The organism is Mycoplasma sp. 3398, assembly GCF_053851555.1.
This window is the reverse complement of sequence record NZ_JBSQAW010000001.1, coordinates 58,066-72,298: the sequence shown is the minus strand read 5'-3', so window position 1 is coordinate 72,298 and position 14,233 is coordinate 58,066. Positions and strand designations below refer to the sequence as shown.

At 27.5% G+C, this 14,233-nt stretch carries 8 protein-coding genes; 2 read left to right on the top strand and 6 right to left on the bottom strand.

All coding sequences use genetic code 4. From position 1 onward, the window contains the following. Positions 1 to 223 precede the first annotated feature (223 nt). A complete protein-coding gene (gene dnaE, locus ACWXVK_RS00290) occupies positions 224 to 3,208 on the top strand; it encodes a DNA polymerase III subunit alpha (protein ID WP_456016833.1) in 2,985 nt (994 codons plus the stop codon). After that, positions 3,208 to 4,095 (top strand): 5'-3' exonuclease, encoded by an 888-nt coding sequence (locus ACWXVK_RS00285; protein ID WP_455994789.1) that lies wholly within the window; start codon positions 3,208 to 3,210, stop codon positions 4,093 to 4,095. Before dnaE ends, ACWXVK_RS00285 begins: the two co-directional genes overlap by 1 nt. Before the next feature lie 53 nt (positions 4,096 to 4,148). Here the strand turns inward: ACWXVK_RS00285 and ACWXVK_RS00280 are convergent, their stop codons facing one another. The 6 genes from ACWXVK_RS00280 to ACWXVK_RS00255 form a co-directional block, all read right to left on the bottom strand. Next, positions 4,149 to 9,029: a valine--tRNA ligase gene (locus ACWXVK_RS00280; RefSeq protein ID WP_456016831.1), complete on the bottom strand. Its 4,881-nt coding sequence runs from the start codon at positions 9,027 to 9,029 to the stop codon at positions 4,149 to 4,151. After that, positions 9,029 to 10,036, bottom strand: coding sequence for a hypothetical protein (locus tag ACWXVK_RS00275; RefSeq protein WP_456016829.1), 1,008 nt, complete (start codon positions 10,034 to 10,036; stop codon positions 9,029 to 9,031). The genes ACWXVK_RS00280 and ACWXVK_RS00275 overlap by 1 nt, the downstream gene beginning before the upstream one ends. A 78-nt stretch (positions 10,037 to 10,114) precedes the next feature. After that, positions 10,115 to 11,203, bottom strand: a complete 1,089-nt coding sequence (locus ACWXVK_RS00270; protein ID WP_456016827.1) for a YihY/virulence factor BrkB family protein — start codon at positions 11,201 to 11,203, stop codon at positions 10,115 to 10,117. Beyond that, a complete protein-coding gene (gene gatB, locus ACWXVK_RS00265) occupies positions 11,187 to 12,614 on the bottom strand; it encodes an Asp-tRNA(Asn)/Glu-tRNA(Gln) amidotransferase subunit GatB (protein WP_456016825.1) in 1,428 nt (475 codons plus the stop codon). The genes ACWXVK_RS00270 and gatB overlap by 17 nt, the downstream gene beginning before the upstream one ends. Continuing rightward, the gene (locus ACWXVK_RS00260; protein WP_456016824.1) at positions 12,607 to 13,935 is read right to left on the bottom strand and encodes an amidase family protein; all 1,329 of its coding nucleotides are present in this window, start codon (positions 13,933 to 13,935) and stop codon (positions 12,607 to 12,609) included. The genes gatB and ACWXVK_RS00260 overlap by 8 nt, the downstream gene beginning before the upstream one ends. Beyond that, on the bottom strand, positions 13,925 to 14,227 hold the full coding sequence (locus ACWXVK_RS00255; RefSeq protein WP_438340413.1) for an Asp-tRNA(Asn)/Glu-tRNA(Gln) amidotransferase subunit GatC: 303 nt from the start codon (positions 14,225 to 14,227) through the stop codon (positions 13,925 to 13,927). The genes ACWXVK_RS00260 and ACWXVK_RS00255 overlap by 11 nt, the downstream gene beginning before the upstream one ends. Positions 14,228 to 14,233 lie beyond the last annotated feature (6 nt).

Genomic DNA, 14,233 nt, shown 5'->3' with positions numbered 1-14,233 from the left:
AAAAAAAATTCAGTTTTCTACATGAAAATGTTTAAAAAAATAACTGTTTTTGGGTTAAAAATGGCTAGTTTTGATTACTTATAAAAATATCTTTTTGATTTAAGTTGAATTCTATTATTTTTATTTAAAAATCATTATTATAGAATTTTTATTTAATATTTTTTTATATCCTTTCAACGTCTCTAATTTAAAATTAAACTTAATATTATTTTATAATTAAACTATGAAATTAAATAACCTACATCTTAATACGACGTTTTCTTTTTTAGAAAGTACAATAACTGTTGATGAAGCAATAAAACAAGCTCTTAATAGTGGTATAAATTATCTTGCCTTTACAGAAAAGAATCATTTTTTTAGCTTAGCTGAAGCTAATAAAAAATGCATGGAAAATAACATTAAGGCTAATTTCGGGCTTGATGTAAAACTAATGATTGATGACCAATGATACCAATTTATCTTGTTTGCTAAGCATCAAAAAGGTTTTGAGATCCTTAAAAAGCTATCTTATCAATTATTAAATAATGAAATAATTTATCTTAATGATATTCTTAATTTTGAAGATGATATTGTTATTATAGAAAACCCTATTTTAAGCTACTTTAAATTAACTAAAAATGTTATAAACAAATCGAATTATTATATAGGATTCACAATCATAGATATTGAAAAAAATAAAGAATTTTGTTCTTATTTTCAGAATATTTTGGTTGTAAATAATTTTAACACAGTCGATTTTCAGGATTTTATGATTATAGAATTACTGAATAAAATGAATAATAAGACAAATAACATATTGTTTGATGGTACTTTGTTTTTTGATGTTGATGATGAAGATGGCTTGATGAATAAATTAGTAAATAGAACTAATGCATTTGTTGAGTCAATATATTTTGAGCATCAAAAAAATAAATATAATTTGCCATTTTTCAAAAACGAACAAAACCTTGATTCAAAAGGTTATCTAAAATTTTTAATATGAGAAAAAATTAAAAATAATACTAAAATTAAGGCACTTTTTGAAAACCAAGCTTATAAGGATAGACTATTAAAAGAATTTCAAATTATTTCACAATTAAGATTTGAGGATTATTTTTTAATTATTCAAGATTGAATTAATTGGGCTAGAAAAAAAGGGATTTCAATTGGCCCTGGAAGAGGTTCTGCAGCTGGTTCGTTGGTTTCATATATTCTTGGAATTACAGAAATTGATCCAATAAAATACAATCTTATTTTTGAGAGATTTCTTAATCCTAAAAGAATTTCAATGCCTGATATTGATGTCGATGTTCAGGATGATCAGAGACATGAAATTATTAATTATCTTGTACAAAAATATGGGTATGAATGTGTTGCTAATATTGTAACTTTTTCTGTTCTAGGTAAAAAATCTGCGATTAGAGATGTTTTGAGAACTTATAAAGATGTATCTTCTGATAAAATAAATCAAGTTTCAAAATTAATTTCGTCTGATGACAGAAGTTTATTTGAAGAAGCAAATAAAAATACGGCATTTATTAGTGCTTTGCAGCAAATTAAACCAACAGATAATTCTTTTGCTAAGAACGTTATCAACCAAACGTCTCGAATTTCTGGTTTCTATCGCCAAACAGGAACACATGCCGCTGGAATTGTAATATCATCAAGGCCAATAATGGAGCTTGTGCCGACTTTTAAAAATATTGATAATTTTCAACAAACGCAGTTTAGCATGGAATACCTTGACTATTTTGGTTTAATAAAGATGGATATTTTAGGCCTTAGAACCCTATCGACAATTAAGCAAATTGAAGATGAAGTTAAAAAGAAAACAAAAAAGGATATCGATTGAGACATTATTGATTATAATGATCAAAAAACATTTGATCTTCTTTCACAAGGAAATACTTCCGGTATTTTTCAAGTGGAAAGTCCTATAATGATTAAGGCCTTAAAGCAAATTAAGGTAAGCACGTTTGAGGATATTAGTGCTATTATATCATTGAATAGGCCAGGACCAATGGCTTATGTATCAAGCTATGCAAAGAGAAAAGCAGGTATAGAACCAATACCAAGCATCTCGTTGGAATATGATGAAATTGTTAAAGATACATATGGAATTATAATTTACCAAGAACAAATTATGCAAATAGTTCAGAAAGTAGCAAATATGACTTTCGAAGAGGCTGATTTGTTTAGAAAAATTATTTCAAAAAAGAAAGCTGATGAAATGAATGATATTAAGGATTCATTTATTGGACAAGCAACTAAAAATGGATATAGTTTAGAAGTGGCTAATAAAATTTTTAGTAATATTGAAAAGTTCGCTGATTATGGATTTAATAAATCGCATGCCGTCGCTTATTCAATGCTAACATTTAAAATGGCTTATTTAAAGGCGAATTTTCCATTAGAGTTCTATAGTTCATGCATTACAAGTTCAAATGGAGCCCAAGCGACGATTTCAAAATATGCAAATGAAGCAAAAACCATGGGCATTCAAATTGTTAGTCCAGAAATAAATCTTTCAACAAATAAGGCAATAATTTCTGATAATAAAATAATTTTACCATTAGGTTTAATCAAAGGCATTGGTCCCGAGATAATAAGGATAATTATTAATGATCGCAAAGTAAATGGCCAATATAAAAATTTCTTACATTGTTATTTTAGCTTGTTTAAAATTAAAACATTTGGGAAATCGACATTAGAGACATTGATTAAGGCTAATGCATTGCGAAATTTTAAATTAAGTCAAAAAACAATGCTTGAAGAGATTGATTCATCTTCGAATTCTAGTGTTTTTGTACAACAAAATTTATTTAAAAATACGGTTGATATTGTTGATAAAATCATTAATTGTGAACCACAAAATGTTTATGAAGATGAAACTCAAATAGTTGAAAAAAATGAAATTGAATTGCTTGGCCAAATATACAATTATTCAACAACACAAAACTACGAGATTGACGGCAATAGATTAATAGATACAAGACCTAATAATGAGTATGTAATGATTGTTCAATGTGTTAATGTAATAGTTGGAAATGATAAAAATGGTAGACAATATCAAAGAATTGATTTTCAAGATTCAAGTTTTAAAGTGGTTGCTTTTATGTTTAGAGTTGATCCTGAGCTATCCAAACTTAAACGCAGGCTTGTAAAAATTAAATTTATAAGAAAATTAGATAATAAAATTATTTTAAGAAATTACGAGGTAATTAAATAATGAAACAAAAAATATTAATTATTGATGGTACTTATTTAACGTATCGTTCTTATTTTGCAATAAATAAGAATAATACTTATTTAACAAACGCAGAAGGCGTTTCAACAAGTACAATATTATTATTTTTTAGAACATTGTTTAATCTTATTGAAGAATATTCGCCATCACACCTTTTTATAGCATTTGATGCAGTGGGAAAAACTTTTCGTCATAATTTATATGAGCATTATAAGGAAGGACGAGCAAAAATGCCGAATGAATTTTATAATCAAATGACTATAATAAGAAAATTACTTACATCTTTAAATATTGTAAATATAGAAAAAACAGGGGTTGAAGCAGACGATTTAATTGCCAAGGTATGTTTTGAATATCCCTTGATTGAAAAGGTAATTTTTTCAGCCGATCAGGATCTTAATCAATTAATTAATGAATATACTTCAATAATTAAAAAAACAAAAGAAGGAATTGTTATTTTAACGCCAAAAAATTTTAAATCAATTTATGGCATTAACCCTAATCAAGTAGTTGATTATAAGGCCATAGTAGGTGATTCAAGCGATAACTTTTTTGGTGTTAAGGGTGTCGGGTCTAAGACAGCTATAAAACTTCTTGAACAATATCAAACCCTCGATAATATTTATGAAAATCTAGAAAATTTATCATCTTCTAGGCTTGCGCAAAAATTCATTGATTATAAATCTATTGCATTCAGAGATCAACATATTGCTAAATTAGTTACTAATTTTGAATTAGAAGGTATTGAATTAAATTTATTAGATATAGCGAATGTTGAGCTAACCCTTGACGCCGTAAAAATTATTGACGAGTTTCAACTTAATTCAATAAGAAGAGCATTTTTTAATAAAATAAAAATTATTAATTAAAGCCCTATTTCAGTAAGAAAAAACGCACAAACCAGGTGCGTTTTTTAATGTTATTATGAGTTATCCTTCTTGGTTAATTCTTCTTCATATACTTCTAAATTTCTTTGGTGTAGTGCTAGTTTTTCTTGTTTTTCTTTAATTTTATCCTCACTAGCATTTTTCATAAAGTTTGGGTTATTAATAAAGGTTTTATTAAATTCTATTTCTTTTTTCGTTTTTTCAATTAACTTTTTAAGTTCAATAATTTCATTTTCCTTATCTTCTTTGCTTTGTTTAATGAAGACCTTGGCAAAGGAGGTTTGGATAGACAAGTCATTATTTTCGCCGATAACAAAATTTGACAATTTAAAGATTATTAGTTGTTGATTTTCAGAAATATCGAAGTTTTCGATAAAGTAGTTTAATGTAATGTTTTTAGATATTTGTTTTTCTTCACGATATTTTCTAAACGTAGTGATTAGTTCGATTAGGTTGTTTATTTCATTTGAATTAAATGTATCTTCAATTGTGTAGTTGGCAAGTGCATTATCCCAAAGCTCCTCGTTGTATATTTCTTGAAACAAATAATCTGTAACAAAAGGCATATATGGTTGAAGCATTATTAAGATTTCTCTAAATAAATAATGAATAAAATAATCATTTTTTTTGAATTTTAAAAACTCTAAATATCATGATGAAAATTTATTGATCATAAATTCTTGAATATGTTTATAAACAACGGTGAATTCATAGTTTTTCATTGCTTCATCAATTTTAGATGTCATTTTTAAAAATTCTAGTAATATTCATTTATCGAAATTGTCTAATTTTTCATATTGCAACTCGCTTTTAATATTAATAGGAATATTTTTTATTAGGCGACCAATGTTTCAAATTTTATTAATAAATAACCTTGCGCTTTGAATTTTTTCATCTCCAAAATTAATATCTAATCCAGGTGTGCAATTAAATATTAAAGACATTCTTAAAACATCTGATCCATATTCGCCAATAACCTTAATAGGGTCAATACCATTGCCAAGTGATTTAGACATTTTGCGTCCGTGTGAATCCCTTACTAACCCATGCAATAAAACCTCTTTAAATGGTATCTTGTCCATAAATTCTAAGCTTTGAAAATACATTCTTGATACTCAAAAGAAGATAATGTCATATCCTGTTACTAATAAACTTGTAGGAAAGTATCTTTTTAATTTTTCTGATGATTGTGGTCAGCCCAAAAATACAAAAGGCGCTAATGCTGAGCTAAATCAAGTGTCTAAAACATCGCTATCTTGAATTCATTCATTACCAGGTTTTTCAGTTTGTACTTTAATTTCGTTACCTTTGTATCATACCGGAATTCTATGACCTCACCAAATTTGTCTGCTAATTGTTCAATCATGAACATTTTCCATTCATTTGACTAGATTATCCTTAAATCGTTTAGGTATTATTTTTACACCTTCCATAGAATCTAGATTTTTTAGAAGTTGTTCTGAAAGTGAATTCATTTTCACAAATCATTGTGGTTTTACTAATATTTCGATTGGTTCTTTGGTTCTTTCACTATAACCAATATTTGAAATAATATTTTCTGTCTTGTAAATAAAACCTTTTGTTTCAAGATATTGCGCAATTTTTATTCTTGCTTCGAAACGGTCTAAACCCTGAAACTCCTTCGCTAATGAGTTCATTAAACCATCATCGTTAATACACTCGTTGATGCTAAGACCATAGTTTTTGATAATTTCAATGTCATCAATAGCATGAGCTGAAACTTTCATCGCCCCTGTCCCAAAATTGGGATCAATATTTTCTGAACTAATAATTGGAATTTCTTTTTTGGTTAATGGATGAATTACTGTTTTATTTTTTAGTGAATTAAAACGTTCATCATTTGGATTTAAGGCAATTGCAACATCGGAAAACATTGTTTCAACACGGGTGGTAGCTACAAGCAAGTAATTATTCTTATCATTTTTAAATGGATATTTAATGTAATACATTTTTTGATTAGTTTCAGTGGGTATTACCTCAATATTAGATAATGCGGTTTTTAGCTTTGGATCCCACAAAATTGCTTTTGTATCACGATAAATCAATCCTTTATTATACATATCAATAAAGACTTTTGCAACCGCTTCTGATGCATCCTTATCAAGAGTAAATCGTTCGCTATTATAATCAAGTGCTAATCCAAGTTTTGCTCATTGGTCATTAATGTTTTGCGAATATTCATCTTTTCATTTTCAAATCTCTTTAATAAATTTTTCTCGTCCTAGTTGATATTTATTTCTTCCGCTCTCTGATAATCTTTTTTCAACAACGGCTTGTGTTGCGATGCCTGCATGGTCTTTACCGGCCACTCACATAACATCAAATCCCTTTATTTTTTTATATCTAATAATTGTATCTTGAATATATGTATCTAAGGCGTGCCCGATATGAAGCTTTCCAGTTACATTTGGAGGCGGTAAAATTATTGTAAAAGGAGGTTTTTTGATATCATGTGTTGAAAAGGTTTTCATATCTATTCACTTTTGATGGCGTCCTTGTTCAACGAGTTTGTGATTAAAATTCTTATCCATGTTATCTCCTAAATTTGTAGCAATGTTTTGTATACTGAAATCAATAATTTTCTCCTCATCGTAATTTCTTTTATCCTTAATAGCTTTTTCATTCTTATTTAATGAGCGATCAAATGAAAAAATATCTCTTATTTTTTTATTCTGAGTGTTATCTTTGTTTATTCATTTAGATAATTGATTTCACTTGCAACTTATATAATGATCTGGTTCAATTTCATATTCAAAAATATTTTCAATTTCATTAATATTATCAATAAATTCTTCATAGTTAGATAATAGATAATCATCTTTTTTGTCTAACATTTTTTTAACAACCGGATTTATCGGGTTGTCTACAACAATGTTTGTTTTACCTCTCTCAATAATTCGCGAGTTTATCATTATTTGCAAATCTGTTGTTAACTTACTGGCCGTTTTTATATCACTTAATAAGTAAATCCCGATGGCTTCATTTTCAAGAATGTATTCATTTATTTTATTAAGTACTTCGATTTGGTTTTTAGCATCAATTTTATCAATGTTGTTTCCGATTACAATTAAGCTTGGATTGTTGATTAAAATTTTACTTAGCTCAAGAGCAATTTTTTCATCCTTAGAAAGATAAGACAATTTCATAGTAAGTTTATCCAACGAAAGGTTTGCATTTAAAAGGATTCTATAAATATTGGATTTAAAAATAATTCTTTTCATTGCTTCTTCAGCGTCGCTTGTTTCAAAAATTCTTTTATAGATTAGAAACTGATTAAAAAGATTATTAAGTAAGAAGTTTAATTCTTTTAGATTAAAAAATGCTTTTAAAAAAGGATTCAAAAAGGTTAATTCTTGATTAAAATCTTCTTCAAATTCAATTTTATTTAATGAGTGGAGGTTGGTTAATAATTCTTTTATATTTTTAAATATTTTTTTAGCATTTTCTATATTATTTTGAAAAACATTTGCTAATTTCGAATTGTAATTTTTTGTTTCATCCCTAATACTTTTACCGATATTTTCAACATTTCAATGAAATTCTGCTTGTTTTTCTTCAAACTTATACTCGTATTCCTTGATTGTTGAAATATCAATATAATCACTAGTTTTCTCATTATTGTCTTCTTTGTCTACAAGTAATAAGCTTGGGGAGTGATTTTTTTTATTTTTTAGCGATTTAAATCTTTCGATAAATGAGCTAAAATTGTTGGTTATCATTGAATTAGCAATTAATTTTATTTGCTTTTTTAATTGCGTTCTAGTTCAGTAAGTTCCTAATAAACTAATTTCATTGATTATATTTTTTCTCAAATCATATAAATCATCAATAAACGAAAGTAGGGAAGTGCGATTTAGAAGCGAAATTAGAAAGAAATGTTTTGTTAAAAAACGCTGTATTATTTTATTAATATAATATCTACCATAATAGTGATTAAAAGAATCAATTTTAAGATTTGTTTTTAAATGGAATTTATTTAAAAGAATTTCACTGCTGAAGCTTTTTCTTAATCTAGAAAAATATTTATTATTTTCCTTTTTAACTTGTTTTTTTTCTTTTAATTTGTCTATTATTTTTTTTATCTTAGTTAGTAATTTACTTTTAAAACCATGATTTGAGTTTATGTCTTTTTTTGAACATATTTCAAGATAATTAGTTTTGGCTTCTTTATATTCATTATATTGCATTAACGACTTTCCAGAAACATAGTTCTTTATTGTTTGCTCTATATATGTAAAGAAGGATTGTTCATGATTTTGTATATTTTTTGCGATATTATGAATAATGCCTGAGAGATTTTGCATTAGTAAAATTTGGTCATTTTGATTTAATTTATTAAGATTTTGCGCATTATTTTTTGAGAGTATTAATTTTAATTCATTTACTAATGGTTCTAATGAGTATTGAAGTTGGTAATTTGTTTTAGAATATTCTAATCTAAAATGGTATCTCGAATCTTGGTAGACATCTTTTCAACTATTTTTAAAGATATTATTAAATGAGCTAGTAACTTTATTTTCTTTTATATAGTTTTTCAGATAAGCAAAAACAGTTTCTTCTGATTTTGTTTCAAATAGCTCATCGCTTTCAAAGCCATATGCAAGATTATCACGGAAATTTTGGTTTGAATCTATCATATAGAAATTTTCATCATCTTGTTTAAATTCGATAAATCCTTGAAAATCTTTGATTTTATTATCTCTATCTATCAAGAGATTGAAAATGTTTTTTTTAGATTGAATATTATCGGCAATAATGCCTAAAATACTGCTTTTAGAAAGCTTAAAATTTAAATCATTAATAAGATATTCGAATGAGTAATAATTGTTTTTTTTGATCTTATTTATTTTTTTTAGTTCTTGAACTCTAAAACCAGTAATTTTTTTCTTATTCATTAGAATCTGTCACCTTCCTTTGTTTTAACTAGCGATGCAACAACTCTATATGTTGCAAGTATGACAGCTAGATTAAAGAAAATCTTAACAGGACCCGTTAATGTTTGACCAGTAAAATTAACTCAAAAATCAGTTTTTAATGTTTGAGTATCGGCTCATGCAAGTAACACGGTGTTCGCCAGTTCTAGTAGAGCGCTAAATGAAATAATAGCCATAACTTCAAGGAACGTTTGGTATTTTTTTCTCACAAAAAGGCGATATATAACAACAAATAAAATCATTCCAATAAAACCAGATGTCGTTAGTAGAATATAAAATGTTTTATTTTTAACAAAACGATTGTGTTCGAATATTGAATTGTCAAGTTTAGAAAATATAGTTACAATGATTAAAATTTGCAAGGATAATAGCACTAAAGTAGAAATAAATGAGAAATTCATCATTGCCGTAGGTCTTGGCTTGTTCTCTAAAATAATGATTTTAACTTCATAGAATGCAATTTTTTCTGAAAAATATTGTAAATCTTCAGAATTCCCTTTTGCTAGTGCTTCAGCAAACTGAATTTTAAAAAATTCTACAATTTGTTTATATTTATATATTCGGTAGTTTCTTGAAAAGAAAAGTTCACTTATGTTAAAAAAGTAATATGATGCTATTCCTGGAATAAATCCAGCAATAGCCACTGCAATAGTATATAAGAAACTATAATATGTAGGAACTAGGGCAAATGAAATGAAATCTGCCAATACTCCTGTGATCATTCCGACAAACGGTCCGAAAATAAAACCTGTAATTTTTATTGGTAGGCCTATAAAACCAAATTTAAATGATGGTAGGGCGCTAATTGGTAAAATTCTTACTGAAATTAGAAAGAAAACAACAGAGATAGCAATTAAAACACCCACAAAGGCAATTCTCTTTGGGTTTCATTTTTTGAATGAAATATTTGTTTGTGATCTTAGCCATCTAATATAATGACTCAAGCCGCCTGGTAACTTTGAATTCATGCTTTTCCTTCGCTATCTTTTTAATAATAATTATATTATTATATTCTGAAACTACTTATAAAGTATGGTTATGCTTTGCTAATATTTTCTTGAAAATCACTTATTTTTCTCGAGAATGGGTAAATTAATAAAAGTTTTATAAAAGCTAGAATTAACTATTACGCCAGTGTAGATAAAATATGACATAACACTTAGTAATAAAATGATATACATAAATGATGCGACAACACCAAATTTCTTATAATCAAATACTGAGGTTAGAGATCCAAAAATTAAAATGTATAGGGTAGTTGGCACTGTTACTATTAGTGCGCCGGGATTTACATGTGAAAATTTTAGTTTAAAGTTAGGTGCAAATTTAAAGAAAAATAAAAATGCTACATATGTTATTATGGGTAAAAATAAAACTGTTGGAATTCAAAAAATAAGTTGAAATTCTCAGGGTAACATTTTAAGTGTTGTTGTGTGATCAACATTAATACTAAACACATTCTTTAATATAAAGTTAAGAAAAGCTGATGTAACTAATAAAAAAACTACGAGTAATACTGTGATAATTATGCTTGTTATAAATCCCTTGATTCGTGTTCTCCACATTGAGGATGAAGTTTTTTGTTCGTATAGAGCATCAAATGATCAAATAAATTTGCTATAGCCCTTTGATGATATTCACAATATAGATATGGTAAGAAAAATAAATGCAGCAATTCCGCCTGGGCTACTTCAAATTTCTGAAAATGCCGGAATAATGTTTTCAATACCGGGAATTAGCTGGCCTAGAATTGTGACTTTGATAACAATCTCTAACTGAGAATTTATTGCTCCAATAATTCCTATAACTAAACCTAGAGTCGGTATAAATGAAAGAAAAAGGTACATTGCGTATCCTGTTGGAACAAAGGCAAATTCATTCGAGTTTATTTTAGCATATGTCGATCTAACTATTTCTTTTCCTTTTACTTTCGAACTTCGCAAGTAATTTGGAATAGCAACAAAGAGAATCCCGTATATAATCGCCTTTAAAGCCTTTTCAAAAAAGTTTTGTTTATTTTTATTTTTTATTACTTGTTTTGCTGAAATAGAATTAGCATTATTATTTAGTTTTTTTTCTTGGTTTTTATCATTATTTCAACCGGTCTGGAGTAAGTTTTTATTCCTTTTTTTCATAAAGATCCTTAATTATTTTGCTTAGCTCAATTGCATTTGCTTTCCCAGCAGTTTTTTTCATTACTTGGCCAAGCATAAATTTTGAAGCTCTGTTGAAATTTATTTCAAATTCTTTGTTTAAAGTTGGGAATTCATTTAAAATTTCTTTAATAATATCTGTTAATGAAATTTCCTTGTGTTCAATGAAAAGGTTATTTTGTTTAATTATTTCATCAATATCATTGTTTTCGTTTTGATTAATTAGAATACTTAGGATGGTTTTTATGCTGGTCTTTTGTATTTTTTCATCTATTGTATATTGAATGATTTTTGACAAAACATTAATATTTAGTTTTAGCTTTGATAATGACAAATTATTTTGATTTAGAAATGAAACGATTTCGGCAAAGAAAATATTCACGCTCTTTTTAAAATCTGTTGTGTTGAGCATATCAATGAAGCTTGCATATTCCATATTTTCAATTAATTGCATAATTTGAACATTATTTAACCCATATTTTAGATAACGCATTTCTCTTTCATATGGTAGTTCTTCAATGGCAATGCTATCAACAAATTCTGGTTTTAGTTCGATACAAGGGATATTGGGGTCTGGAAAATATTTATAATCAATTGAGTCAGATTTTGAACGCATTGTTATAGTTTTTAGTTTAGATTCATCAAATCTTTTTGTTTGTTGCGAGAAAGTTTGGCCGCTTTCATAACATGATGTTTGCCAATTATATTCATATTCTATTGCTTTTTCAATATTAGAAATTGAGTTTAAATTTTTTACTTCAACTCTTGTGTTTAGGTCATTAGTTCCTTTTTTTCTAACAGAAATATTTAAGTCAACTCTTAAGCTGCCTTCATTCATTTTGGCATCGGAAATGTCAAGAGCTAGCACAATTTTTCTTATTGCATCAACATATGCAACCGCTTCTTTAGCACTATGAAGAACTGGATTAGAGACAATCTCGATTAACGGAACACCTGAACGATTGTAGTTTAGTAAGGTTTGATTGCCTTCATGAAGAGATTTAGCTGTATCTTCCTCTAGGTGAATTCTCTCAATCTCAATATCTTTTCATTCATTATTGACTTTAATTTTTATTTTTCCATTTTTGCCAATTGGATTAAATTGTTGTGTAATTTGGTAGCCTTTTGTTAAATCTGGATAAAAATAGTTTTTTCTATCAAAACGAATATTATGGTCGATTTCCATATTTAAAGCTTTTGCTAATTTTATTGCCTTAATGATGGCTTGTTTATTTACGATCGGTAATGAACCAGGATATGCTAAATCAATGTGCGATACATAAATATTAGGGTTGGATGTATAAAGATTAGGTTGTGATGAAAACATTTTAGTTTTTGTATTAAGTTCAATATGTATTTCAATACCAATAACTAATTCTCAATTTTTATCCATTTATTTCTCCTAGTTTTTTTTCAAAATATAATGCTTGGCTAAATAACTTTTTGTCATTATTTCTTTTTGTATCAAAAGCAATATTGAATGGTAAATGGTTTTTTAAATCAATACCAAGTTTCATTGTTAATGATGGATTCCCAACTAGATTTGCATAAGTTAAAATAAAATCTAAATATGATTTATATTTTGACCCATTTTTAATATTGGGAGCAACATCATTAGAGGCAGGATAAACAAACACATCGGCTGTGTTATGAATATTTTCAAAATATTCAACCAAGACTCTTCGCATCTTTTTGGCTTTTACAAAGTATCTAATTTGATTATTGGCTTTGAGAAAAAAAGATCCTAGAATTAGACGCGATTGAACCATTTTGCCCAGATATTTTGATCTGGTTTTTTTGAATGTATCAATCCAATCCTTGCCTTCTTCTCTTAATCCAAAGGAAACACCAGTAAGATTGGCGAGATTTGAAGATGCTTCTGAAAAGGCGATTATTTTGTAAACTACATCTATTGAGTTAAGAAGCTTTATATTTTCTTTAATTTTAATTAGTTTAATTCCATCTTTTTCCATCACATTAAGAAAGTTTTTGTATGATTTAGCAATTTCTGGATTAAGTTTATTAAAACAATCTAAATAGGCAATAGATTTTGGCTTTTCTTCTTTAATCTCATCATATTTAAAGCTAAGATCAATTGAAGTTAAATCATTTTTCAGATCTTGCTTATACAATATTGATGATAATTTTATTAGGTCCTTAATGTTGTGTGTAAAATAAGCCACAGTATCCAATGAAGAAGCAAATGCAAAAAGTCCATATCTACTAATTGCTCCATATGACGGTTTAAATCCAATCTCGCCGATATTTGAAGCAGGTTTTCTTACAGAGTCTCCGGTATCTGAACCAATTGCAAAGTCAATATCTTTACTAAAAGTGGCAGCAGCTCCTGACGATGATCCACCAACTAGATATTCTTTATTTAAAGGATTTTTTATTAAACCAAAGGCAGAATACTCCCCCGATCCCCCGAGACCGAATTCATCAAGATTTGTTCTAGCAACACATGTTGACCCATTTTCTTCGAGCAATTTAATAACACTAGCTTTATATCCAGGTCTGAAATTGCGCAAAAACAAGCTCGAGGCTTTACATTCAACATTTATGTCAGCATAGTTATCTTTTATTGTGTATATTGTATTGGATAGTGGAAGACTACTATCATTTAATTTAGCATCTTTGAAAATGTAGGATATAGCATTATTATCATCTTGTAATAATTTATCAATTATATTTTGAATATTTTTATTCTTCATGAACAACTCTTTTCATAATAACTAGATCTTCATTGCTATTATATGCGTTTTTAAGAAGTTTTTCTTTGTCAATTTTAGTGCAATCGCATATTTCGTCGTCTCTTAAGTCATTAAAAGAAATTTTAGATTCGTTGATATGCGATAACGGTTTTATATTGACTAGATTTATTTCATCAAGATCAGTTAGCGATTGGTTAATTGAGTCTAATAATTTTTTGGCCATATTAATAACTTCATCAGATGGGTCTAGTAATAAATTATTTGCTATTGTTTTTAGTTCTTCATCGTTCATTTTTGG